Here is a 23,594-nt window from a genome sequence, read left to right on the forward strand (position 1 = left end):
CTCACAGGAGACCGAAACATGTACGGAGAAACACCATGAGCCAGACCCAGGCAGAGCGACTCCAGGCGGAGCGCAAGCTGGCGGAAAACCAGTTCGATATCACCCAGTACGAGCACGTGCCCCGGCGTTACTACGGGCGGATCTTCTTTGCCACGGTGATCGTCATCGCAATCATCGGCCTGGTACGCGCGTTCGCCGAAGGCAAGATCGAATGGTCATACATCGGCCAGTTCCTCACTTCCCAGGCGATCATGTGGGGCCTGCTCAACACCATCGTCATGGCCGTACTCGCCATGGCGTTGGGGATTGTGTTCGGTGTGATCACCGCGATCATGCGCATGTCGGCCAACCCGATCCTGCGTTACGTGGCGTTGACCTACACCTGGCTGTTTCGCGGTACACCGCTGATCCTGCAACTGCTGTTGTGGTTCAACCTGGCGTTGATCTTTCCTACCATTGGCATCCCCGGTCTGTTCGCCATCGACACCGTGAGCCTGATGACGCCCTTCGTCGCCGCCCTCCTCGGCCTGAGCATCAACCAGGGCGCCTACACCGCCGAAGTGGTGCGTGCGGGTTTACTGTCGGTGGACACCGGGCAATACGAAGCCGCCAAGTCGATCGGCATGCCGCGCTTGCAAGCGTTGCGCCGCATCATCCTGCCGCAGGCCATGCGCATCATCATCCCGCCGGTCGGCAACGAGTTCATCGGCATGGTGAAAATGACGTCCCTGGCGAGCGTCATCCAGTATTCGGAACTGCTCTACAACGCCCAGAACATCTACTACGCCAACGCCCGGGTGATGGAGCTACTGATCGTCGCGGGCATCTGGTACCTGGCGACCGTCACCGTGCTGTCCTTCGGTCAAAGCCGTCTGGAGCGTCGTTTCGCTCGCGGCGCCGGCAAGCGTTCCTGAGGAGTCGAACATGAGAAACATCGTCAAGGCCGTGAGCCTGAACAAGTATTACGACCAGTTCCACGCGCTCAAGGACGTCAACATCGAAGTCGAACAAGGCGAAGTGCTGTGCATCATCGGCCCGTCCGGCTCCGGCAAGAGCACCTTGCTGCGTTGCGTCAACCAGCTGGAAAAAATCGACAAGGGCGGCCTCTGGGTCGACGGCGAACTGGTGGGCTACCGCATCGTCGGCAACAAGCTGCACGAACTGACCGAGACCCAGATTGCCCGGCAACGCCTGTCCACCGGCATGGTGTTCCAGCGCTTCAACCTGTTTCCGCACATGACTGTGCTGCAAAACATCATCGAGGGGCCTTGCCAGGTACTCAAGCGCTCGCCCAAAGAGGCGCATGAAGAAGCCGTGGAATTGCTCGCCCGTGTCGGCCTGGCCGACAAACGCAACAGCTATCCGATCGAACTCTCGGGGGGGCAGCAACAACGTGTGGCCATCGCCCGTGCACTGGCCATGCGCCCCAAGCTGATGCTGTTCGATGAACCCACTTCGGCACTCGACCCGGAACTGGTCGGAGAGGTGCTGTCGGTGATGCGCGACCTTGCGCAGACCGGCATGACCATGATCGTCGTTACCCATGAACTGGGCTTCGCCCGTGAGGTTTCAAACCGCATGGTGTTCATGGACGGCGGACAGATCGTGGAGGCAGGAAGCCCCGAAGAAATACTAATAAGTCCGCAAAACCCGCGCACCCAAAGCTTCATTTCTGCCGTTCGAACCTGAGCGCCGGTTGGCGTCCACAACACACATAAGAGAACGACCCATGAAGAATTTCGTTATCCCAGCAGTACTCGCAGGCGTCATGGCTTCCAGCTTGAGCTTCGCCGCCGAGTTGCCCGCCAGCATCAAGGAAAAGGGCGAAATTGTCGTCGCCATCATGCCGAACTATCCGCCGATGGATTTCAAGGACCCGGCCACCAACCAGTTGACCGGCTTGGACTATGACCTGGGCAATGCACTGGCCGAACGCCTGGGCATCAAGATCAAATGGCAGGAAACCGGCTTCGAGCAGATGATCAACGCGCTCACCACCGACCGTGTCGACATGGTCCTGTCGGGCATGACGGACACTGCAGAACGTCAGGCCAGCGTGACCTTCGTCGACTACTTCACCAGCGGCCCGCAGTTCTACACCTTGCAGAAAAACAAGGACACCAACGAGATCGTTGACCTGTGCGGCAAGAAAGTCGGCACCAGCCGCCGTACGACCTTCCCGGCAGAAATCGCCGAGTGGAGCAAGGTCAATTGCGAAGCGGCGGGCAAACCTGCGATCAACGTGGTCGGCACCGAAGGCTCGGCCGATGCCCGCGCGCAACTGCGTCAGAGCCGCATTGATGCAGCCATGCAGGGCAGCGAAACCCTGCCGTACCTCAAGACCCAAGAGAAGGACATGTACAAGACCGTCGGCCTGCCGATCTCGTCGCAGTTCACGGGTCTGGGCGTGAGCAAGAAAAAACCGGAGCTGAGCGAAGCGGTGAAAGTCGCGTTGCAGAGCATGATTGACGACGGCAGCTACCAGGCAATCCTGAAGAAATGGGACCTGGAACTGGGCGCGATCAAGACGGTAACCATTAACGCCGGCAAGTAATCACCACCGACCACTGCAGGAGCGGGCAAGTCCGCTCCTGCAGACAGCTGGAGCACCACGATGTCCTCCTCCCCCCTGTGGCCTGCGCCATACAAAGCCTGTCTTGCCCTGGCGTTCGACCTCGACGGCCCCACCGGCGATGCGATGCTCAATGGCTCGATCTGGCGCAAGCCCGAGTATTTCGGTTTTGGTGGTTACGGCCCTTATCGGGCCCTGCCGCGCTTGCTCGATTTGCTCGATGACTTTCGCATCCCCACCACGTTCTTCGTCCCGGCCTGGGTCGTGAAAAACTGGCCGACACAATGTCAGGCGATTGTCGAGCGCGGGCATGAGGTGGCGTATCACGGCTACAAACACGAATCCTTTTACGCCCTGACGCTGGACCAGCAGAAGGACGTGATGCAGCGCAGCCGCGAGGTGTTCTGGAACCACCTGAACATCCGTGCCGAAGGTTTCCGCACACCCTCTGGCGATTGGCGCGCCGAGACGCCGGCAATGCTGGTCGAAGCTGGCGTGACCTATTCCAGCAGCATGCGCGGTGATGATCGCCCGTACCTGGTGCAAGTGTCCGGTTTCGACACGCCGTTGGTTGAAATCCCCGGACGCTGGGAAATGGACGATTACGCTTCGTTGGCCTATACGCGGGCACCGGATTTCCCCTCGGGCCTGGACCGCACGGCCAGTTACGAGCTGACGTTGGATAACTGGTGTCGCGAATACGATGGCGCCATGGATGAAGGCTTGTGCCTGACCACCCTGTTCCATCCCAAGATCACTGGCAAGCCGGGACGCATCCTGTTATTGGAAAAACTCTTCGAACACATGCGCCAGCGCGACGACGTGTGGTTCGCCACGTGCCGCGATGTCGCCCAGTGGTGGCTCAAGGAGCATCACCATGGCTGATCCCGTTTACTGGCCCGAGGGCTACCGCTGCGCCGTCGTACTGACGGTCGATTACAACGATATCCACGGTATCTTGACCCAGGCCCCGGAAGTCGCCGGGCGCGACAAGACCTTGTCGGTGTGGCGCTACGGCACCCAACGAGGCGTCGATCGGCTTCTGAGCCTGTTCGACGAACTGAAGGTACGCAGCAGTTGGTTCATCCCCGGCATCGTCGCCGAGGAAAACCCGCAGCATATCCAGGCAATTCAGGCCGCCGGACACGAGATTGCCTGCGCCGGCTATCGCCATCAGAACTACGACACGCTCGACCTTGCCCAGCAACGAGAGGAAATCGCCCGCGGTTGCGCAGCGCTGCAAGCGCTGACCGGTCGGGTCCCCAGCGGGTTTCGCATTCCGGCGGGCAACGGCGCGCCCGGTTTTATCCAGGCCCTGGGCGAATCCGGCATCCGCTGGTCGTCGTCGTGGCGCGGCGATGATCTGCCATTTGCCCACCCGACGGCACACGAGGTCATCGAGCTGCCTCTGCACTATGAACTGGAGGATGAGCCCTACTTTGCCTTCAACCTGAGCCCGGCGGTGCCGCCCGCACAATCGCGGATCGCCTCCTATAGCCACACCCTGGGCAATCTCCAAATGGACTTCGCCGGGTTCCACCGTTTCGGCCTGTGTTATGTGCTGCGCCTGCACCCCGAGATCATGGGCACGCCGGGGCGAATCGGCGTCTTGCGCGAGTTGCTGCAAGGCATCCAGCAACATGAGGACGTGTGGATCGCCACAGGTGAAGAGGTCGCGCAATGGTGGGCGGACTCCGCACCGCCCCCCACCGAAGACCATCCAGCTTCGGTATACGAGCGCCACTATCGGGATTACCTTCCATGACCCAACGCATGCACCGGCTGGCGCAGTTTTGCGTCGAGACACGTTTTGACGACTTGCCGCCGGCGCTGGTGGCCCAAGCCAGACGTCACATACTGGACACCTTCGGTGCGGCACTGGCCGGTGCCGACAGCGATATCGCCCGTCAAGCACGAAAGGTATTCGAAGGCGAAACCGGGAATTGCCTGGTCTGGGGCAGTGAGCGGCACTTGAGCGTAGCGCAGGCGGCAATGCTCAACGGCGTGGCCGCCCATGCGCTGGAAGTGGACGACACCGGTGGTTGCGATCACTCCGGTGCAGTGGTCCTGCCCGCGGCCATGGCGACGGTAACGATGGCGCCCGGCCCGGTCAGCGGCCGCGAACTGATCACGGCAGTCGTGCTGGGTTATGAAGTCGGACGGCGGGTGCTCGAGGCGTGTGGCGGTTACTCGGCGCACAACGGCGCCGGCTGGCATTCCACCGCCACCTGCGGCGTGTTCGGCGCTGCGGCGGCCAGTGCGCGGATTCTCGGTCTGGACGCCAGGCAAACACTTGCTGCGCTGGGCATCGCCGGCAGCTTCAGCGGGGGGTGTGGGCATTTATCCATGACGGCTCGCAAAGCAAAAGACTCCACAGTGGCCGGGCGGCCGAAGGTGGATTGCTCGCGGCACGATTTGCCCGGCAAGGCATCAGTGGGCCGACGCATCTGTTCGACGATGTCTGGGGCGGCCTCCTCAAGACGCTGGCGGCGCATACAGCGGTCCCTGAAGCGCTGGATGCGGATCTCGGCATTGTCTGGAAACTCGCGCGCTGTTCGATCAAGCCCCACGCATCCTGCCGTGGCACCCATTCGGCAATCGATGCGCTGGGGCTGTTGCTGGAGCAATTGCAGGTCGGTGCCGATCAGGTCGAAGACATCGAGGTTTCACTGTGTGGTTTTCTGTACGACATGTGCGGTGCCCAGGATGTGAGCACGTTGGCCGCCTCGCAAATGAGCCTGCGTTACGCGCTCGCTGCGCGCCTGGTTCACGGGCATTGCAGGCTACAAGCTTATGAAGACGCTGCGCGCAAGGATCCACGAATCGAGCATTGGTTGGCACGCATCCGCCTTGAAGTGGACCCTCAACTGTCCGAGGATGGCGAGCCCGTGGTCAGCCTGCGCACCGTGGACGGTCGACAGGCACGTCTTTGCGTGGACCCACCTCTGGGCGCACCGGGTAATCCATTGAGTGATGCGGCGCTGGAAGAGAAATTTTTCAGCCTGGCACAACGCGTCATTGCCCGTGAGCAGGCTGAAGGTTTGTTGGGACAATTAGCGCGACTGGAAACCCTGGAGTCGGTCGAATCGCTCGAACGGTGGTTGCGATGAAAGGGTTACTGGCCGATCCGAAGTCGTCGCGAGCAGGCTCGCGATAAAAGCACCTCGGTTACGAGACGAACAACAATCATCTGAATAAGGACATCCGCCCCGCCGTGGCCACTTACTCGCTCGTCATCCGCCGCCTGATGATCGTTTCACTGACGATTGTCGTCAGCCGCGCCATCACCAGCCCGTTGCTCACCTTGTTCCTGAGCAACAAACTGGGCCTCAACCAACAGGACGTTGGTCTGCTGCTGGGCATCGCCGTGTTCATCGCCACCCTGCTGGCGCTGTACGGCGGCTACATCATTGACCGCCTGGAAAAACGCCGATTGTTGATCCTGGCCATGTTGTCCAGCGCCATCGGTTTTGTGCTGCTGACCTTCGCTGAAAACCTTTACCTGACCACCCTGACGTTGGTGATCACAGAGACTGCGTCTGCGCTGTTCCTGATCGGTTCCAAGGCAATTCTCAGCGAAAACTTGCCTGTGGGCCAACGCGCCAAGGCGTTTTCCCTACGCTACACCTTGACCAACATTGGCTACGCCACGGGCCCGATGCTCGGGGTGGTGATCGCCGGGGTGTATCCGATAGCCCCCTTTCTGATTGCGGGTGCCATCGCGTTCGGCAGCATCTTCCTGATGAGCGGAATTCCCAGCGACTCGGCCCCTGCTCCCGCAGTCGGTCAGCCCCAGAGTTTCATGAAAACCCTGATCACCCTCAAGAACGACCGCACGCTGATCATGTTCACCTGTGGCTGTCTGCTCAGCACCGTGGTACACGGGCGGTTCACACTGTACCTGTCGCAATACCTGTTGGTGGTCGTGGACTCCAAACGCGCCCTGCAAACCATGGCGGCCTTGCTGGCCTGCAATGCAATCACCGTGATCCTGCTTCAATACCAGATCGGCCGTTTCCTCAAGCGTGAACAACTGCGTTATTGGATTGCCGGCGGCACCAGCCTGTTCATACTCGGCCTGATTGGCTTCAGTTTTGCCGATAGCCTGGTGACCTGGTGCCTGGCGATGTTCATTTTCACCCTCGGTGAAATGATCATTTACCCGGCAGAATTTCTGTTCGTTGACACGCTGGCGCCTGAAGAACTGCGGGGCAGCTACTACGGCGCCCAGAACCTGGCGGCGCTGGGCGGTGCCTTGAGCCCAGTGATCTGCGGTTTCCTGCTCATGCATACGCCGGCGCCCACCATGTTCTACGCCTTGAGCGTATTGACGGCGATGGGTGGGTCGTTGTGCTTCATGAGCGGTCGACGTGTCGCCTTACAGCAAAATTTGTGAACTCAAGCAGCATTAATATGAATTAGTCAGCATCCGCAATGAACGGCACACTGTGTGTCGTTCCTCCCCCAATAGTTGGAACTTCTTCAAGGGCTTTCTGGATATCCCAGCTAAGCCTTTTTTTTGCCTCGATTTTTGCTAGGGATCGTTTGCCCAATGTTCGCTCGCTGGTTCCCCGCTGCCATCAACACCCGCCCCTCGGAATGGAGCCGCGCTGCCATCGGCATGGCGCTTGGCACGCTGTTCAGCGTCTGGCTATGTGGCCAGTTCTTTGGCATGGAGGTCGCGCAACACCTGATCGGGCCACTGGGGGCGTCGGCGGTGTTGTTGTTTGCGGTGTCCTCCGGAGCGTTGGCCCAACCCTGGTCGATCATCGGCGGTTATCTGACCGCCGGTGTCGTGGCACTGTTGGCAGCTCATGTGCTCGGACGGACGCTGAGCAGCGCATGCCTGGCCGCCGGCATGGCGCTGATCCTGATGTGCTGGCTGCGCTGTCTGCACCCACCCGCCGGCGCAGTGGCCTTATTGATGGTCCTGGCCGACCCGGCGACCATCGCCATGGATTGGAAAGCCATGGCGCCGTTGATGCTGTGTGCAGGGACGATGCTGGTCAGCGCCGTTGCGTACAACAACCTGACGCGCATCCGTTACCCCAAGAACGCCAGTGAACCCGCTGCACGAGTGCCCGCCGACATGCCGGTGGACAGCCAGTCGATCACCGCGGAGGATCTGAAACATGCCCTCGCACAGATGGAAGCCTTCATCGATGTAACGCCGGAAGATTTGGAAAAACTGATTCAGACCAGTGAGTTACACGCCAAACGTCGCAGTATTGGTGAGGTGTTGAGCCGCACCACGGTTTAACACCTTCCGACTATTTCCTATCCCCCGTAGGAGCGAGCATGCTCGCGATGGTCGTTAACGGTGACGTGGGCTGTCTGAATGCCCGCGGTGCCTGGACTACCATCGCGAGCATGCTCGCTCCTACAGGGAAGTAGTCGTCTTGGGGCATGCAAAAATGCAGGAACCACCTGCATTTATCCCCGTTGTACATCACAAAATTGCACTGGTACGATCCATGATCGCTCGCACGCGGGCTACTGAACAAAAAACAATAAAAGCAGGGAGTTAGTGATGACTGCTCAGGTTTCTTCTCCGAGGACTTCGTCCATGGATGCCACGCCAATTGAAGTGCTGGCCGAGGTTCGCAACCATATTGGTCACCTGACCCTCAACCGTCCCGCCGGCCTTAACGCCATCACGCTGAACATGGTCCGCCTGCTGCAGCGCCAGCTCGATGCCTGGGCCAAAGACCCTCAGATCCATGCCGTGGCCCTGCGCGGGGCTGGCGAGAAAGCCTTCTGTGCCGGCGGCGACATTCGATCGCTGCATGACAGTTTCAAAAGCGGCGACACCCTGCACGAGGACTTCTTCGTCGAGGAGTACGCCCTCGACCTGACTATCCACCACTATCGCAAACCGGTCCTGGCCTTGATGGACGGTTTTGTTCTGGGCGGCGGCATGGGCCTGGTGCAAGGCGCCGACTTGCGTGTCGTGACCGAAAAAAGCCGACTGGCGATGCCCGAAGTCGGGATTGGCTATTTTCCGGACGTCGGCGGCAGCTATTTCCTGCCGCGCATTCCAGGTGAGCTGGGCATTTACCTGGGCGTCAGCGGCGTTCAGGTGCGTGCGGCCGATGCGCTGTATTGCGGGCTGGCAGATTGGTACCTGGACAGCGAAAAACAGGGCACCCTCGACGAGCTTCTCGATCACCTTGAGTGGCAGGACTCGCCACTCAAGGACCTGCAAGGTCTGCTGGCGCGACTGGCGGTACAGCAATTGCCCGACGCCCCCTTGAGCAAATTGCGTCCGGCCATCGACCACTTCTTCGCCCTGCCCGACGTGCCGAGTATTGTGGAGCAATTGCGCGAAGTCACTGTTGCCGACAGCCATGAATGGGCATTGACCACAGCGGACCTGCTGGAGACCCGGTCACCGCTGGCCATGGGCGTGACCCTGGAAATGCTGCGACGTGGTCGCCAACTGAGCCTGGAAGACTGCTTCGCTCTTGAGTTGCACCTGGACCGCCAGTGGTTCGAGCGTGGCGACCTGATCGAAGGCGTGCGCGCCTTGCTGATCGACAAAGACAAGAACCCACGCTGGAACCCGCCCACTCTGCAGGCGCTGGACGCCGAGCACGTGGCCAGTTTCTTCAGCGGCTTCGACCAGATCGGGAATTGAGCCATGCACGATATAGAATTGAGTGAAGAGCAAGTCATGATCCGCGACATGGCCCGGGACTTTGCCCGTGGCGAGATCGCCCCCCACGCCCAGGCCTGGGAAAAGGCAGGCTGGATCGACGACGCGCTGGTGGCAAAAATGGGTGAGTTGGGCCTGCTGGGCATGGTGGTGCCCGAAGAATGGGGCGGCACCTACGTCGACTACGTCGCCTACGCCCTCGCGGTGGAAGAGATTTCTGCTGGCGATGGCGCCACCGGCGCATTCATGAGCATCCACAATTCGGTGGGCTGCGGCCCGGTGCTCAACTACGGCACCGAGGAACAGAAACGGACCTGGCTGGCGGATCTGGCCAGCGGGCAGACCATCGGCTGCTTTTGCCTGACCGAGCCCCAGGCCGGTTCCGAAGCGCATAACCTGCGCACCCGCGCCGAACTACGTGACGGCCAGTGGGTGATCAACGGTGCCAAGCAGTTTGTCAGCAACGGCAAACGCGCCAAGCTGGCTATCGTGTTCGCGGTGACCGATCCAGACCTGGGCAAACGCGGTCTCTCGGCGTTCCTGGTGCCAACCGATACCCCGGGTTTCATCGTTGACCGTACCGAACACAAGATGGGCATTCGCGCTTCCGACACCTGTGCCGTAACCCTGAACGATTGCACCATTGCCGAGGCCAACCTGCTCGGCGAACGCGGCAAGGGGCTGGCGATTGCCCTGTCCAACCTCGAGGGCGGTCGCATCGGCATCGCCGCGCAAGCCCTGGGCATCGCCCGTGCGGCGTTCGAAGCGGCACTGGCCTATTCCCGTGACCGCGTGCAGTTCGCCAAGCCGATCATCGAGCACCAGAGCATCGCCAATATGCTCGCGGACATGCAGGTGCAGATCAACGCTGCACGCCTGCTGATCCTCCACGCCGCCCGCCTGCGCAGTGCCGGCAAACCGTGCCTGTCAGAGGCATCGCAAGCCAAGCTGTTTGCCTCCGAGATGGCCGAGAAGGTCTGCTCGTCGGCCATCCAGATTCATGGCGGGTATGGGTATCTGGAGGATTACCCGGTCGAGAAGTACTACCGGGATGCGCGCATTACCCAGATCTATGAGGGGTCGAGCGAGATTCAGCGGATGGTGATTGCCCGCGAGCTGAAGAATTACCTGATCTGAAACCCCTAAAAGCATCGCGGGCAAGCCCGCTCCTACAAGGGTGCTCAATGTTGATGAGATCCCTGTGGGAGCGGGCTTGCCCGCGAAGGCGTCAGCAGCAACGCTACATCACTTCCCCTGGAACTGCGCCTCACGCTTGCCAATAAACGCCGCCATCCCTTCCTTCTGATCCTGGGTGGCAAACGCCGCATGGAACACCCGGCGCTCGAAACGCACGCCTTCGGACAGGCTCACTTCAAAGGCACGGTTGACGCTTTCCTTGACCATCATCGCAATCGGCAGCGACTTGCTGGCGATCAGCGACGCGACCTTCAGGGCTTCCTCCAGCAGTTCGTCGCTAGGCACGATGCGCGCAACGATCCCGCAGCGCTCCGCTTCCACGGCATCGATCAAGCGGCCGCTCAGGCACATTTCCATGGCCTTGGCCTTGCCCACGGCACGGGTCAGGCGCTGGGTGCCGCCCATGCCCGGCAGCACGCCGAGGTTGATTTCCGGCTGGCCGAATTTGGCGTTGTCGCCGGCCAGGATGAAGTCACACATCAGCGCCAGTTCACATCCGCCACCCAGGGCAAAACCGTTGACGGCAGCAATGATGGGCTTGCGACGGTTGGCCACCCGATCACTGTCACTGAACAGGTCGTCAAGGTAGATCTGCGGGTAGGTCAGCTCGGCCATTTCCTTGATGTCGGCACCGGCGGCGAAGGCTTTCTTCGAGCCGGTCAGCACGATACAGCCGATGTTCGCGTCTTTCTCCAGGCCGTCGAGGGCGTGGTTCAGTTCGCTGACGATCTGAGCATTCAGCGCGTTGAGCGCCTGCGGACGGTTCAGCGTGATCAGGCCGACGCGGCCGTGGGTTTCCAGCAAAATCGTTTCGTAACTCACAAATGAACTCCTTCTTAAAGATTGCGCGAAATGACCATGCGTTGAATGTCGCTGGTGCCTTCATAGATTTGACAGACCCGCACGTCGCGGTAGATGCGCTCCAGCGGGAAGTCGTTCAGGTAACCGTATCCACCGAGGGTTTGCAACGCGGCGGAGCAGACTTTCTCGGCCATTTCGGACGCGAACAGCTTGGCCATCGAGGCTTCCACCAAGGCCGGCTTGCCGCTGTCACGCAGCGCCGCCGCGTAATGCACCATCTGCCGCGCGACGGCGATCTGGGTGGCCATGTCCGCCAGGCGAAAGGCTACGGCCTGATGCTCGATGATCGGCTTGCCGAAGCTCTCGCGTTCTCGGGCGTAATCACGGGCTGCTTCGAACGCTGCGCGCGCCATGCCCACCGACTGCGAGGCGATGCCGACGCGGCCGCCTTCAAGGTTGGCCAGGGCAATTTTGTAGCCCTCACCCTCCTCGCCCAAGCGGTTGGCCACCGGCACCTTGACGTCCTCGAAGAGGATCTGGCAGGTGTCCGAGGCGTGCTGGCCGAGTTTGTCCTCGACCCTTGCAACGCTGTAGCCCGGTGAGTCGGTGGGCACGATCAACGCGGTGATCCCGCGTTTGCCCGCGCTTGGGTCGGTCACCGCAAACACGATCACCACCCCGGCGTTCTGCCCGGAGGTGATGAATTGCTTGCTGCCGTTGAGCACATAGTGATCGCCTTCCAGGCGCGCGCGGGTTTTCAGGCCGCTGGCATCGGAGCCGGCTTGTGGTTCGGTCAAGGCAAAGGCGCCGAGCATCGCGCCGCTGGCCAGGGGCTTGAGGAAGCGTTCTTTCTGATCATCGTTGCCGTAGTTGAGGATCGGCACGCAACCTACCGAGTTGTGCACGCTCATGATGGTCGAGCAGGCGCCATCGCCGGCTGCGATTTCCTCCAGCGCCATGGCATAGGCCAGGTAACCGGTGTCGCAACCGCCCCACTGTTCCGGCACCAGCATGCCGAAAAAACCCAGTTCGGCCATCTCGCCGATGGCTTCCCTGGGGAACCGATGCTCGCGGTCCCACTCGGCGGCAAAAGGCTTCAGCCGCTCCTGGGCAAACTGCCGGGCGGCGTCGCTGATTTGTTGTTGTTCGTCGTTTGGGATCATGGCGGGTCCTTAAAAAATTATGCTGAAGGCAAACCTCCCTGTAGGAGCGAGCATGCTCGCGATGGTGGCTCAGGCACCGCTGGCATTCAGACTGCCCGCGTCATCGTTGACGACCATCGCGAGCATGCTCGCTCCTACAGGAGGGTGAGGGTACCTCAGGAGAGGCATTCCACCGCCATCGCCGTCGCTTCACCGCCACCGATGCAGATCGCCGCCACGCCGCGTTTCAGGCCTTTTTGGCGCAGTGCCGAGAGCAGCGTCACGAGGATTCGTGCGCCGGAGGCGCCAATCGGGTGGCCCAGGGCGCAGGCGCCGCCGTGGACGTTGAGTTTTTCGTGGGGGATTTCCAGATGGGTCATCGCCGCCATGCCCACCACGGCGAACGCTTCGTTGACTTCAATCAGGTCCACGTCATTGAGCGACCAGCCGGTTTTCTTCATCAGTTTCTTGATCGCGCCAATCGGTGCCACCGGGAACAGGCCCGGGGTGTCGGCAAAGGCGGCATGGCCGTGAATCACCGCCAGCGGTTTGAGACCTCTTTTGTCGGCTTCGGAACGGCGCATCAGTACCAGCGCCGCCGCACCGTCGGAGATTGAACTCGAGTTGGCTGCTGTCACGGTGCCGCCTTCGCGGAACGCCGGTTTCAGGGAGGCGATCTTGTCCAGCCTGGCTTTGGGCGGCTGTTCGTCGTTGCTGATCAGCACCTGCTCCTTGCCGACGGTCACGGTGAGCGGGACGATTTCGTCCTTGAAACTGCCATTCTTGATTGCCTGCTGCGCACGCGTAGTGGAAGCAATGGCGAACGCGTCCTGGGCCTGGCGGGTGAATCCGTTGGTTTCGGCGCAATCCTCAGCGAAGGTGCCCATCAGGCGGCCCTTGTCGTAGGCATCTTCCAGGCCGTCGAGGAACATCGAGTCGAGCACACGGCCATGGCCCATGCGGTAACCCGCACGGGCGCGGTCCAGCAGATACGGCGCATTGGACATGCTTTCCATGCCACCGGCAATGACCACTTCGGCGCTCCCGGCCAGTAGCATGTCGTGGGCCAGGATCGCCGCCTCCATGCCGGAGCCGCACATTTTGTTCAGGGTGGTGCAACGGGTCGATTTATCCAGCCCGGCGCCCAGCGCAGCCTGACGAGCCGGCGCCTGGCCGAGGCCCGCCGGCAGGACGCAACCCATCAACACTTCATCGACGGTATCGGGTGCGACACCGGCTCGCTCAACCGCCGCGCGAATCGCGGCGGCGCCCAGTTGTGGCGCGGTGAGGCTCTTGAGTTCGCCCTGGAAGCCACCCATTGGGGTGCGCACGGCGCTGACGATGACAATCGGATCATTGTTCATGACTCATCCTCTTACTTGGCAGCCATGCGCAAGGCACCGTCGAGACGGATCACCTCGCCATTGAGCATGCTGTTTTCAATGATATGCCTGACCAGCGCAGCATACTCGTCCGGTTTGCCCAAGCGCGGCGGGAAGGGTACGCCCGCGGCCAGTGAATCGCGCACTTCGGGAGTCATGCCAGCCATCATCGGTGTTTCGAAAATGCCCGGAGCAATGGTCATGACGCGAATGCCAAAGCGCGCCAGTTCACGGGCGGCGGGCAAGGTCAGGCTGACGATCGCCCCTTTGGACGCGGCGTAGGCCGCCTGGCCGATCTGGCCGTCGTAAGCCGCCGCCGAAGCGGTGTTGATGATCACGCCACGTTCGCCATCTGCATCCGGCTCGGTTTCGGCAATCGCCTGGGATGCCAGGCGCAGCATGTTGAAACTGCCGATCAGGTTGACGTTGATCACCTGGCTGAAACTGCCCAGCGCATGCGGGCCGTTCTTGCCGAGGATCTTCTCGCCACGCACGATGCCGGCGCAGTTGACCAGGCCGTTGAGCCCGCCGAAGGCCTTGACCGTGGCTTGCACCGCCGCCTCGGCAGCCGCCTCGTTACTGATGTCGGCCACCACGCTTTGTGCGCCCAGGCGCTCGGCCTGGGCCGCGACGGCTTCGGCGTTCATGTCCACCAGCATCACTTTGGCGCCGGCGGCGACCAGCATCTGCGCCGTGGCCGCACCGAGGCCGGAAGCGCCGCCGGTGACGAGAAAAACCTTGTTTTGAATCCGCATCATGGTTTCCTTGGGTTCAAGCTGAAACGTTCTTCGCCGCGGCCTCTTGAGCCTTGGCGATTTCCTGGTTGCGCAAGATAAAGCGCTGCAATTTGCCGCTTGGGGTTTTCGGCAACTCGCTGACAAATTCGATTTCACGGGGATACGAGTGCGCGGCCAGGCGCTTGCGCACGTGTTGACGCAGCTCTTCTGCCAGCTCGGGCGCAGCACGGTACTGGGCGCTGAGCACCACGAAGGCCTTGACCAGTTCGGTGCGCTCCGGGTCGGGCTTACCCACCACTGCCGCTTCCACCACCGCCGGGTGCTCGATCAACGCGCTTTCCACGTCGAACGGCCCCACCCGGTAGCCGGAGGTAGTAATCACGTCGTCGCTGCGCCCGACAAAGCTGATGCTGCCGTCCGGGTTCCACTCCACGGTATCGCCGCTCAAGTAGTAGTTGCCGACGAAGGCCTTGGTTGGGACGCCTTCATAGCCGGCGAACCAGCACATCGGCGACTGGGTGCGGTCGATGGCAAGGATGCCGGGCTGGCCGACGCCCAGTTCCTGGTAGTTATCGTCCAGCACCACGATACGGTGGCCCGGCGAGGCAAAGCCGGCGGCCCCCAGATGGATTGGGTGTTCGAGGCCGTGGTGGTTGCACAGGACCATGCCCAGTTCGGTCTGGCCGTAATGATCGTGGATGACCACGCCAAGGTTGTCGGCGAACCAGCGGATCACCTCCGGGTTCAGCGGCTCGCCGGCGCTGCTGACGACGCGCAGCTTGCCCTTGATCGATTTGGCGAACTCATTGCCCCCGGCGATCAGCAGGCGGTATGCCGTCGGCGACCCGGTGAGGTTGGTGATCCCATATTTGTTGATCACTCGGCAGGTGCTTTCCAGCGTGAACGGGCCATCGTAGAAGGTGATCGGATGACCCAAGCCCATAGGGCCGGTCACGCCGAAGTAAATGCCATAGGCCCAGCCCGGGTCGGCAACGTTCCAGAAGGCGTCTTCCGGACGCAGGTCGACGGCGTCACGGGTGTAGCTCTGGAACGCGACAATGGCCTTGAGCGGCACCGACAGTGCTTTCGACGGGCCAGTGGTGCCCGAGGTGAACATCAACAGGAACGGGTCTTCGCCCGTCAGCATGACCGGCTCGCATTCGGCGGGATAATTGGCAAGCTCTGCCCAGAAACTGAAATCACCGCGCACAATGCCCTGGCCCTTCGGACCGCCGACGCTGACGATGGTGGGGCAATCGGCGACTTCCGCCAGTTTCGGACGGTTGACGGCATCCGTGACCACCACCTTGGCGCCGGAGCAGCCCAAACGGTGCTCGATGGCCTTGGGCCCGAATGCGGTGAACAGCGGTTGATACACCGCGCCGATGCGCCAGGTGGCGAAGACGGTGATCAACAGCTCGATATTGCGCGGCAGCAGGCCGGCGACCTTGTCGCCCTTGCCCACGCCCTGGGCCAACAGGAAATTGGCGAAGCGCGCGGCTTGCTCCTGCAATTCGCTGAAGGTGTACGTCGCGCTGGCACCCTCGCGCCCTTCCCAGAACAACGCGATACGCCCGGGCAACGCATGCCGGTCGCAACACTCGACGCAGGCATTGAGGGCCGTCAGGTCACCCGCCAGTGCGGCGTCAACGGTGTGCTGATAATTGAACTGTGAGGTGGCAGACAAGTAATCGCGCATCGGCAGAATCCCTCTGTATTTTTATTAGGTTGGGGGAACCGTAAAAACCAGGGAAATACTCGCTCCGTGTGCGGTGGCGGGCAATGGTCAAAGCTATCAAGTTGCTTGACTGGTTTGGCCAAGGGTTTGGAGGTGGGGTGTTTTTCGGGCCTCATCGCCGGCAAGCCAGCTCCTACAGAGGCCACGATCATCTGTGGGAGCGGGCTTGCGAAAGGGCGACTCAATCCACCTCGTTGAGGATCAAACTCCGGTAATGCCCGGGATTGGACCCCGACCACTTGCGAAACGCCTTGTAAAACGAACTCGCATCGGCAAACCCCAGTCGGGTGGCGATCTCGGCGAAACTGATGCTCGGTTCCGCCAGCCAGCCAATCGCCAACTCCTTGCGTACGCTGTCCTTGAGGCCTTGATAGGTCTGGCCCTCCTCCGCCAGTCGCCGACGCAAGGTCGAAGCCGACATGCACAATTGCTGTGCCAGCGGCTCGGTTTCCGGCCATTGCTGGGCGGGCAAATGCCGCAGGTCCTGCTTGATCCGGCTGGCCAGGCTTTGCGGGTCGCGGTACTTGACCAGGATGTTCGCCGGCGCCTCGGCCAGGAATCGTTTGAGTTCGTCGGGCGTGCGCTTGATCGGCAGGTCCAGGCAGTCGGCGGAGATAATCATCCGCGTGCGTGGGCGCTCGAAACGCAGGTTTTCCGAGAACATCACCCGGTAATCGTCGCAAAAGTCCGGCTCGCAACAACGCAGCTCGATCGCCAGGATGGGAATCCGCCGTCCGGCCAGCCAGCAGGCCACACCGTGCACGATCATCCAGTAGGTGAAATAGGTAAAAGCACGGCGCGGGTCCTGCTCATCTTCCAGCAGGACGATTTCCGCCAGGCTTTGCTGGCGTACCAGTTGCGCTGGCAAGTGTTCGAGCATCAACGACAAAAATTCCAGGGCCGAGGTCAGGCCGGCCGCCAAGCTGGGCTGAATCATCGAACTGCGACACAGAAACGCCAGGCTCCCGGACTTGAGCTTGCGCGGGTCCATGCCGAAAAACTCATCATCGCGCCGCCGCGCCAGCAGGCGCCACAGGCGCGCGTAAGCCGTGGCCGGGACGCGGGCTTCGGGTGCCTCCAGCAAGGTTGGATCGATGCCGACCTTGGTCAACACCTCCCGTGTAGCTGCCCCCGGTTCGCAACTTTGCGAAAGCGCTTCACGCACGAGTTGCATGGAAATGGTGTCTTTTGCCGACATTAAACAACCGTTACCTGGATAGCCTGGATGGCCGGCATATTAGCTGATTCACCCTGCCTCCCACATAAGTAGAGAGGGCATCGTCCTTTTTCTTATGCGTTCAGCTTAGGTTCAGGTAAATGTCAATGATTGCCATTTGGGAATGAGTGTCATTATGTTACAACTTAGCACCCTATCAATTGCTGACACGGTGCTGAATGCTTGTTCCCTTCCTGATCATGTTGCGCGAGGGCATTGAAGCCGCGCTGATCGTTGGCATCATTGCCAGTTACCTCCAGCAAACCGGGCGCGGACAGTGGATGCCCGCCGTGTGGATCGGCGTGTTCCTCGCCGCCGCGCTGGCCTTGTTGGTGGGTGGTGGCCTGGAACTGGTCAGCGCCGAGTTCCCGCAAAAACAACAGGAGCTGTTCGAAGGCGTGGTCGGCCTGGTGGCGGTCGGCATCCTCAGCTCCATGGTCTTCTGGATGCGCAAGGTGGCGCGTTCGATCAAGCATTCGCTGCATGAGTCGCTCGATCACGCACTCGCCGGTTCCAGACACCAGGTCACCGCTTTGATCGCCATGGTGTTCTTCGCCGTCGCCCGTGAAGGGCTGGAAACGGTGTTTTTCCTGCTCGCCGTGTTTCAACAGAGCGAAGCCCCGGGCGCGCCGATCGGTGCCCTGCTTGGCCTGATCCTGGCGATCGTCGTCGGCTTTTTGATCTACAGCGGCAGCATGCGCCTGAACCTCGGCGCGTTCTTTCGCTGGACCGGCCTGTTCATCCTGGTGGTGGCCGCCGGCATTCTCGCCAACTCGGTACAGGCCCTGCATGAAGCCGGTGTCTGGAACCACCTGCAAACCGTACTTTTCGACTTCAGCGCCGCCCTGCCGATGGACAGCCCGCTGGGGTCGGTGCTGGCCGGCATGTTCGGTTACCAGGAAGCGCCGACGGTGAGCACGTTGGGTGCGTATCTGATTTATCTGGTGGTGGCGTTGGTGGGGTTTTTCTCCCGGCCTCCGCCAATCCCAACTGTAGGAGCGAGCACGTCGAAGCGTCGAACCGTCGCGCTGGTCGATAACGATGACGCGGGATACCTGATTCACGGCGGCGTCTGAAAGTCCATCGCGGGCAAGCCCGCTACCACAGGGGCCTGTCTGTCGCACCCATATTTGTTTAATCGATAAGGGCCCTCATGCCAAATCAATCCCCACCCCAAGCCTCCCCTCCCCGCGCGCTGCGCTGGGCGGTGGCCGGTTCGGTGATCGTGATGATCGCCGCCGGTGGCTTGTTCTACTACGCCTCGAAGATGGCCGCGGCCAAACTCCAGGCCAATCATGACGAAGTGCTGGTAACTATCCATCCGCACAGCTGTGAACCGAATGCACTGACGGTGCCGGCAGGTCGCGCCAGTTTCCGAATCGTCAACCGCTCGGACCGGGCCGTTGAATGGGAAATACTCGACGGTGTGCTGGTGGTCGAGGAACGGGAGAACATTGCCCCCGGTTTGAGCCAGGTGATCAACGCCAACCTGCTGCCCGGCGATTACGCGATCACCTGCGGCCTGCTCAGCAACCCGCGCGGCACCCTGCACGTGACACCGACCGCCGCGTCCGACGCCGCCGCCAAGGCCAAGCCGTCGATGGTGGCGTTCGTTGGGCCGCTGTCGGAGTTCCGGGTGTACCTGAGCAGCCAGGGCACGGCGTTGATCAAATCGGTCACCGCGCTCGAGCAGGCCATCGAGGCCGGCGACCTGGCCCAGGCGCAAGCCCTTTACGTCCCGGCCCGCGTAGCCTATCAACGTTTGGCCCCGGCCGCGCAACGCCTGGCCGAACTGGATAACCGCATCAACGCCCGCGCCGACTACTTTGAAAAACGCGAGCAGGACCTCGGCTTCAGCGGGTTCCACCGCGTGGAGTACGCGCTGTTCCAACAACGCAACCTCGACGGCCTGAAACCGATCGCCCGGCAGTTGCTGGCCGATGTCACCACGCTCAAGCAACAACTGCTGGCCCAATCGCTGCCCCCCGAACAATTGGTCAGCATTCTGGTTCGCAACCTCAACAACCTGGGTGACGTACGCGCCAGCAGCGGCGAAGAAGAGCGCTACAGCCACACCGACCTCGACGGATTCGCCGGCAACCTCGACGCGGTGCGCAAGGCTGTCGACCTGTTGCGCCCGTTGCTGGGCAAATCCGCCGCCGATCTGCTGCCGACACTCGATAGCGCGGTGGCTGATCTTGATGCCGAACTGGACCGTTTCAAGGTCAACGACGGCTACGCCCGCTACGACAGCATCAGCGCCGACCAGCGCAAACAGATCGCCGACAAGGCCAAGGCACTGGCCCATGCACTCGACGCCATTGATCCCGCCCTCGGCCTTTCCGGCCTGTAGCAGAAGAGTTAGCAGATGAACGAATTGAACCTTCAACGTCGCCGAGTATTGATGGGCATGGGCGCCGCTGGTGTGGCGCTGGCCGGTTCGGCCTTGAGCTGCCCGGCCATGGCCGCCAGCCCCGCACAAGTCACCGAGGCGCCGAGCAGCGACCGCACCGAAGATCGCCACGATTTTCACGGCCTGCACCAGAGCGGCATCGTCACCCCGCGTCCGGCCTCCGGCATGCTCGTCTCATTCGATGTACTGGCCAGCGACCGCGAAGACCTGGAGCGACTGTTCCGTACCCTCAACGAACGCATTGCCTTCCTGATGAAGGGCGGTCCGGTGCCCCAGGTGGATCCGAAACTGCCGCCAGTGGATTCGGGGATTCTTGGCCCGGTGGTCACGCCGGACAACTTGACCATCACCGTATCTGTTGGTGACTCGCTGTTCGACGAGCGCTTTGGCCTCGCCGCCGCCAAGCCCAGGCGCCTTAGCCGCATGGTCGGTTTTCCCAACGACGCGCTGGAGGCCGATTGCTGCCACGGCGACCTCAGCCTGCAGTTCTGCGCCAATACCGCCGATACCAACATCCATGCCCTGCGCGACATCGTGAAAAACCTGCCGGACCTGCTGCTGGTGCGTTGGAAGCAGGAAGGCAGTGTGCCGCCCCAAGCCCCGGCGAAACCGGGCGTGCCGGCCCAGAGTGCGCGCAACTTCCTGGGTTTTCGCGATGGCTCGGCCAACCCGGACTCCAACGACAGCACCACCATGGACCGCGTCGTCTGGCTGCAACCGGGCAGCGATGAACCGGCCTGGGCCGCCCATGGCAGCTATCAGGCGGTGCGCATCATCCGCAATTTCGTCGAGCGCTGGGATCGCACGCCGTTGCAGGAACAGGAAAGCATACTTGGACGCGTCAAAAGCAGTGGCGCCCCCATGGGAGGCGCCCTTGAAACCGAGGTGCCAAACTATGCCAGTGACCCCGAAGGCAAACTGACCAAGCTCGACGCCCACATCCGCCTGGCCAACCCGCGTACCCCAGCCAGTCAGGCCAACCTAATCCTGCGCCGGCCCTTCAACTACTCCAACGGCGTGAACAAGAACGGCCAATTGGACATGGGCCTGTTGTTCATCTGTTACCAGGCCGACCTGGAAAAAGGCTTCATCACCGTACAGACCCGACTCAACGGCGAGCCGCTGGAGGAATACCTCAAGCCGGTCGGCGGCGGGTATTTCTTCACCCTGCCGGGTGTCACGGGCGACCAGGACTTCATCGGCCGCTCGCTGCTGCACGCCACACAACCGACCAAAACCGCCTGACCACACAGCCCCCAACGGAGCCCGCTCATGAGAAAGTCGCCACTCGCCCTACTGCTGACCCTTGGTTTGCTCAATACCCCCTTTTTCGGCTTTCGCAGGCACGGCGCCGCTTGAGTTGGTGGGGCCGATCTCGGACTACAAGATTTACGTCACCGAGCAACTGGACGAACTGGCCAGCCACACCCAGCAATTCACCGACGCGGTAAAAAAAGGTGACCTGGCCACCGCGCAGAAACTCTACGCACCCACCCGGGTTTACTACGAATCGATCGAGCCGATTGCCGAACTGTTCAGTGACCTGGACGCGTCCATCGACTCCCGTGTCGACGACCACGAAAAAGGCGTGAAAGCCGAAGATTTCACCGGTTTCCACCGCATCGAGTACTCACTGTTTTCCGAGAAGAGCACCCAAGGTCTGGGCGAGTTGGCCGATGGCTTGAACAAAGACGTCAAGGACCTGCAAACTCGCGTCGCCGGCCTGACCTTCCCGCCCGAGAAAGTGGTGGGTGGCGCAGCGGCGCTGCTGGAGGAAGTGGCGGCGACCAAGATCTCCGGCGAGGAAGACCGCTACAGCCACACCGACCTGTATGACTTCCAGGGCAACATCGACGGTGCAAAGAAAATCGTTGACCTGTTCCGTCCGCAGATCGAGAAACAGGATGCCGCCTTCATCGCCAAGGTCGACAAGAACTTCGCCACGGTGAACAAGACCCTGGCCAAGTACCGGACGAAGGACGGTGGTTTTGAAACCTACGACAAGGTGAAGGAAAACGATCGCAAGGCGCTGGTCGGGCCGGTGAATACCCTGGCCGAAGACTTGTCGACATTGCGCGGGAAGTTGGGGCTGAACTAAGCCTCAGATCGCCTTCGCGGGCAAGCCCGCTCCCACAGGTTAAAGGGTGTTCACACAATGCGTGTACGACACCTACCCCGTGGGAGCGGGCTTGCCCGCGATGAGGCCAGCCGTCCCAACATCAATTTCCCGGCTTTACAGAATGCGGTAAAGCAACCGCTCGATCCGCACCCGACTCACCCGCTTGAGAAACTTTGCCACCCCTGCCGGGTACTCCGGCAGGGTCTCCAGCGCCTGGTAGCGCTCGATCCGGGTGGTGTGCTGGAAAATCTCCCCCAATTCCTTGCGTCGCGGCTCCAGCAATTCACCTTTGGGGTCGTCGATCAGCAAGGCGTTTTCCAGGTCGAGGCGGAACGCTCGTGGGTTGATGTTGTTGCCGGTCAGCAAGGTGTAACGCTGATCGACCCACATGCCCTTCAGGTGATAGGTGTTATCGCCGTCCTTCCACAAATGCAGGTTCAACTGGCCGCTGTCGATGCTGCGGTGATGGCGTTTGGCGAAGCGCCGCAGGCTGATCTCGTACAAGTAAGGCAGCGCCGCGATCACCCTGAATGGCTCGCTCGGCGGGATGTAAAAGTCGTTGGCGGTCTTGTCGCCGACCACAATATCGATTTTCACCCCTCGTGCCAGCGCCCGGTTGATTTCCCGGGTCACCGCCAGCGGCAGGTTGAAGTACGGCGTGCAGATGGTCAGTTGATGTTGGGCGCTGGCGATCAGTTCACAGATCACCCGGCTCAATGGGTTGTTCTTGCCGACGCCCAGCAGCGGGCTGACGGTCAAACCCGTTTTGTCCGTATTGCCAGACGTGGTGTCGTACGCGGCGTATTTGAGTCGACTGCGCAGATCGCCAATGTCCTTGCGCAAGCTGCGGGTGGTGGGCAGGTTGGGCAAGTCCAGGCGATGGACGGCTTTGGATGCCACCAGGCCGTGCTCGATCAAGTGCTGCATCGAGTCGGCGAGCGCGCGGTTATTGAGCAGGTGATAGCGGTCGTAACGGTACTTGTCGAACTTGTGCAGGTACACGTTATTGAGGCTCGCGCCGCTGTAGATCACACAATCGTCAATCACGAACCCTTTCAAGTGCAGCACGCCAAACAGCTCGCGGGTCTGCACTGGCACCCCGTATACCGGCACTACGCTTTTGTGGGTGCGGGTCATTTCCTGGTACCACGCCGAGTTCCCCGGCTGCTTGCCCGCGCCGATCAAGCCACGCTGGGCGCGCAGCCAATCCACCACCACAACCACATCCAGTTCTGGACGGGCCAGTTTCGCGGCGTGCAGGGCATCGAGAATTTCCTGACCCGCCTCGTCCTGCTGCAAGTACAGCGCGACGATGTAGATGCGCTGGGTGGCGGCGGCGATTTTTTCCAGCAGGCAACGGCGGAACTCGGCAGCGCCAGACAGGAAGGACACAGACTCGGCGGTCAGCGGGAAACTGCGCAGTTTTGGCAGCAGGGAGCGTTTGAAAAGCGACGGCATAAGACTCGCAATGGGTCGAATTCACAGAATGGGAGAGCTTACACCAAGGAGGGGCTGGGGTCTTGTGGGTGTCTGCTCTGGCGCCATCGCGGGCAAGCCCGCTCCTACGGTGTGGAAAGCGCTCCCTGTAGGAGCGGGCTTGCCCGCGATGAGGCCCGCACAAA

Annotated in this window: 19 protein-coding genes and 2 pseudogenes; 14 read left to right on the plus strand and 7 right to left on the minus strand. The window is 61.3% G+C overall.

What is annotated here, in order from left to right:
• Positions 1 to 35: 35 nt before the first annotated feature.
• The 10 genes and pseudogenes from AB4N33_RS07730 to AB4N33_RS07775 all read left to right on the plus strand — a co-directional run bounded on the left by AB4N33_RS07730 (position 36) and on the right by AB4N33_RS07775 (position 10,364).
• A complete protein-coding gene (locus AB4N33_RS07730) occupies positions 36 to 914 on the plus strand; it encodes an amino acid ABC transporter permease (protein WP_460141840.1) in 879 nt (292 codons plus the stop codon).
• 10 nt (positions 915 to 924) lie between these two features.
• Complete coding sequence (locus tag AB4N33_RS07735) at positions 925 to 1,689, plus strand: amino acid ABC transporter ATP-binding protein (protein WP_460141841.1); 765 nt, start codon at positions 925 to 927, stop codon at positions 1,687 to 1,689.
• A 40-nt stretch (positions 1,690 to 1,729) separates the two neighbouring features.
• Positions 1,730 to 2,554, plus strand: coding sequence for an ABC transporter substrate-binding protein (locus tag AB4N33_RS07740; RefSeq protein ID WP_476456903.1), 825 nt, complete (start codon positions 1,730 to 1,732; stop codon positions 2,552 to 2,554).
• 60 nt (positions 2,555 to 2,614) lie between these two features.
• Positions 2,615 to 3,457 carry a polysaccharide deacetylase family protein gene (locus AB4N33_RS07745; RefSeq protein WP_476456904.1) on the plus strand — a complete coding sequence of 281 codons (843 nt, stop codon included), beginning with the start codon at positions 2,615 to 2,617 and terminating at the stop codon, positions 3,455 to 3,457.
• Positions 3,450 to 4,337 carry a polysaccharide deacetylase family protein gene (locus tag AB4N33_RS07750; RefSeq protein ID WP_460125263.1) on the plus strand — a complete coding sequence of 296 codons (888 nt, stop codon included), beginning with the start codon at positions 3,450 to 3,452 and terminating at the stop codon, positions 4,335 to 4,337. The genes AB4N33_RS07745 and AB4N33_RS07750 overlap by 8 nt, the downstream gene beginning before the upstream one ends.
• Positions 4,334 to 5,682, plus strand: a pseudogene (locus tag AB4N33_RS07755) (MmgE/PrpD family protein). The gene AB4N33_RS07750 and the pseudogene AB4N33_RS07755 overlap by 4 nt, the downstream one beginning before the upstream one ends.
• 104 nt (positions 5,683 to 5,786) lie before the next feature.
• Positions 5,787 to 6,968 (plus strand): MFS transporter, encoded by a 1,182-nt coding sequence (locus tag AB4N33_RS07760; protein WP_476456905.1) that lies wholly within the window; start codon positions 5,787 to 5,789, stop codon positions 6,966 to 6,968.
• A 156-nt stretch (positions 6,969 to 7,124) separates the two neighbouring features.
• On the plus strand, positions 7,125 to 7,832 hold the full coding sequence (locus tag AB4N33_RS07765) for an HPP family protein (protein WP_476456906.1): 708 nt from the start codon (positions 7,125 to 7,127) through the stop codon (positions 7,830 to 7,832).
• Positions 7,833 to 8,102: 270 nt separating this feature from the next.
• Positions 8,103 to 9,209: an enoyl-CoA hydratase/isomerase family protein gene (locus AB4N33_RS07770; protein WP_476456907.1), complete on the plus strand. Its 1,107-nt coding sequence runs from the start codon at positions 8,103 to 8,105 to the stop codon at positions 9,207 to 9,209.
• 3 nt (positions 9,210 to 9,212) lie between these two features.
• The gene (locus AB4N33_RS07775) at positions 9,213 to 10,364 is read left to right on the plus strand and encodes an acyl-CoA dehydrogenase family protein (RefSeq protein WP_476456908.1); all 1,152 of its coding nucleotides are present in this window, start codon (positions 9,213 to 9,215) and stop codon (positions 10,362 to 10,364) included.
• 108 nt (positions 10,365 to 10,472) lie between these two features.
• Here AB4N33_RS07775 and AB4N33_RS07780 read toward each other — a convergent pair whose 3' ends face one another.
• From AB4N33_RS07780 to AB4N33_RS07805, 6 genes are all read right to left on the minus strand, one after another.
• A complete protein-coding gene (locus tag AB4N33_RS07780) occupies positions 10,473 to 11,246 on the minus strand; it encodes an enoyl-CoA hydratase (RefSeq protein WP_476456909.1) in 774 nt (257 codons plus the stop codon).
• Positions 11,247 to 11,260: 14 nt separating this feature from the next.
• Entirely contained in the window at positions 11,261 to 12,388 is a 1,128-nt protein-coding gene (locus AB4N33_RS07785; protein WP_476456910.1) for an acyl-CoA dehydrogenase, read from the minus strand.
• A gap of 155 nt (positions 12,389 to 12,543) precedes the next feature.
• A complete protein-coding gene (locus AB4N33_RS07790) occupies positions 12,544 to 13,731 on the minus strand; it encodes an acetyl-CoA C-acyltransferase (RefSeq protein ID WP_476456911.1) in 1,188 nt (395 codons plus the stop codon).
• An 11-nt stretch (positions 13,732 to 13,742) separates the two neighbouring features.
• On the minus strand, positions 13,743 to 14,504 hold the full coding sequence (locus tag AB4N33_RS07795) for an SDR family NAD(P)-dependent oxidoreductase (RefSeq protein WP_476456912.1): 762 nt from the start codon (positions 14,502 to 14,504) through the stop codon (positions 13,743 to 13,745).
• A gap of 16 nt (positions 14,505 to 14,520) precedes the next feature.
• The gene (locus tag AB4N33_RS07800) at positions 14,521 to 16,185 is read right to left on the minus strand and encodes an AMP-binding protein (RefSeq protein ID WP_476456913.1); all 1,665 of its coding nucleotides are present in this window, start codon (positions 16,183 to 16,185) and stop codon (positions 14,521 to 14,523) included.
• Between the two features lie 220 nt (positions 16,186 to 16,405).
• Positions 16,406 to 17,422 (minus strand): AraC family transcriptional regulator, encoded by a 1,017-nt coding sequence (locus AB4N33_RS07805; RefSeq protein ID WP_460125289.1) that lies wholly within the window; start codon positions 17,420 to 17,422, stop codon positions 16,406 to 16,408.
• 197 nt (positions 17,423 to 17,619) lie between these two features.
• Between AB4N33_RS07805 and efeU the strand changes: the two genes are divergently transcribed.
• The 4 genes and pseudogenes from efeU (at position 17,620) to efeO (AB4N33_RS07825) (ending at position 21,951) form a co-directional block, all read left to right on the plus strand.
• Positions 17,620 to 18,516 (plus strand): iron uptake transporter permease EfeU, encoded by an 897-nt coding sequence (gene efeU / locus AB4N33_RS07810; RefSeq protein WP_476456914.1) that lies wholly within the window; start codon positions 17,620 to 17,622, stop codon positions 18,514 to 18,516.
• A gap of 77 nt (positions 18,517 to 18,593) precedes the next feature.
• Entirely contained in the window at positions 18,594 to 19,793 is a 1,200-nt protein-coding gene (gene efeO / locus AB4N33_RS07815; RefSeq protein WP_476456915.1) for an iron uptake system protein EfeO, read from the plus strand.
• A gap of 15 nt (positions 19,794 to 19,808) precedes the next feature.
• Positions 19,809 to 21,098 carry an iron uptake transporter deferrochelatase/peroxidase subunit gene (efeB, locus tag AB4N33_RS07820; RefSeq protein WP_476456916.1) on the plus strand — a complete coding sequence of 430 codons (1,290 nt, stop codon included), beginning with the start codon at positions 19,809 to 19,811 and terminating at the stop codon, positions 21,096 to 21,098.
• Positions 21,099 to 21,125: 27 nt separating this feature from the next.
• A pseudogene (gene efeO / locus AB4N33_RS07825) lies at positions 21,126 to 21,951 on the plus strand (iron uptake system protein EfeO).
• 135 nt (positions 21,952 to 22,086) lie between these two features.
• Here efeO (AB4N33_RS07825) and pssA read toward each other — a convergent pair.
• Positions 22,087 to 23,430, minus strand: a complete 1,344-nt coding sequence (gene pssA / locus AB4N33_RS07830; protein ID WP_460125303.1) for a CDP-diacylglycerol--serine O-phosphatidyltransferase — start codon at positions 23,428 to 23,430, stop codon at positions 22,087 to 22,089.
• Positions 23,431 to 23,594: the final 164 nt, after the last annotated feature.

It is taken from the genome of Pseudomonas sp. S1_E05 (genome assembly GCF_056337105.1).

Bases quoted from the DNA above. Each gene is read 5' to 3' on its own strand.
- AB4N33_RS07745 (WP_476456904.1), top strand. From the start codon at position 2,615: ATGTCCTCCTCCCCCCTGTGGCCTGCGCCATACAAAGCCTGTCTTGCC.
- AB4N33_RS07800 (WP_476456913.1), bottom strand. From the start codon at position 16,185: ATGCGCGATTACTTGTCTGCCACCTCACAGTTCAATTATCAGCACACC.
- efeO (WP_476456915.1), top strand. From the start codon at position 18,594: ATGCCAAATCAATCCCCACCCCAAGCCTCCCCTCCCCGCGCGCTGCGC.
- pssA (WP_460125303.1), bottom strand. From the start codon at position 23,430: ATGCCGTCGCTTTTCAAACGCTCCCTGCTGCCAAAACTGCGCAGTTTC.
- AB4N33_RS07750 (WP_460125263.1), top strand. From the start codon at position 3,450: ATGGCTGATCCCGTTTACTGGCCCGAGGGCTACCGCTGCGCCGTCGTA.
- AB4N33_RS07775 (WP_476456908.1), top strand. From the start codon at position 9,213: ATGCACGATATAGAATTGAGTGAAGAGCAAGTCATGATCCGCGACATG.
- AB4N33_RS07790 (WP_476456911.1), bottom strand. From the start codon at position 13,731: ATGAACAATGATCCGATTGTCATCGTCAGCGCCGTGCGCACCCCAATG.
- AB4N33_RS07735 (WP_460141841.1), top strand. From the start codon at position 925: ATGAGAAACATCGTCAAGGCCGTGAGCCTGAACAAGTATTACGACCAG.
- AB4N33_RS07795 (WP_476456912.1), bottom strand. From the start codon at position 14,504: ATGCGGATTCAAAACAAGGTTTTTCTCGTCACCGGCGGCGCTTCCGGC.
- AB4N33_RS07770 (WP_476456907.1), top strand. From the start codon at position 8,103: ATGACTGCTCAGGTTTCTTCTCCGAGGACTTCGTCCATGGATGCCACG.
- AB4N33_RS07730 (WP_460141840.1), top strand. From the start codon at position 36: ATGAGCCAGACCCAGGCAGAGCGACTCCAGGCGGAGCGCAAGCTGGCG.
- AB4N33_RS07785 (WP_476456910.1), bottom strand. From the start codon at position 12,388: ATGATCCCAAACGACGAACAACAACAAATCAGCGACGCCGCCCGGCAG.
- AB4N33_RS07805 (WP_460125289.1), bottom strand. From the start codon at position 17,422: ATGTCGGCAAAAGACACCATTTCCATGCAACTCGTGCGTGAAGCGCTT.
- AB4N33_RS07740 (WP_476456903.1), top strand. From the start codon at position 1,730: ATGAAGAATTTCGTTATCCCAGCAGTACTCGCAGGCGTCATGGCTTCC.
- efeB (WP_476456916.1), top strand. From the start codon at position 19,809: ATGAACGAATTGAACCTTCAACGTCGCCGAGTATTGATGGGCATGGGC.
- efeU (WP_476456914.1), top strand. From the start codon at position 17,620: ATGCTTGTTCCCTTCCTGATCATGTTGCGCGAGGGCATTGAAGCCGCG.
- AB4N33_RS07765 (WP_476456906.1), top strand. From the start codon at position 7,125: ATGTTCGCTCGCTGGTTCCCCGCTGCCATCAACACCCGCCCCTCGGAA.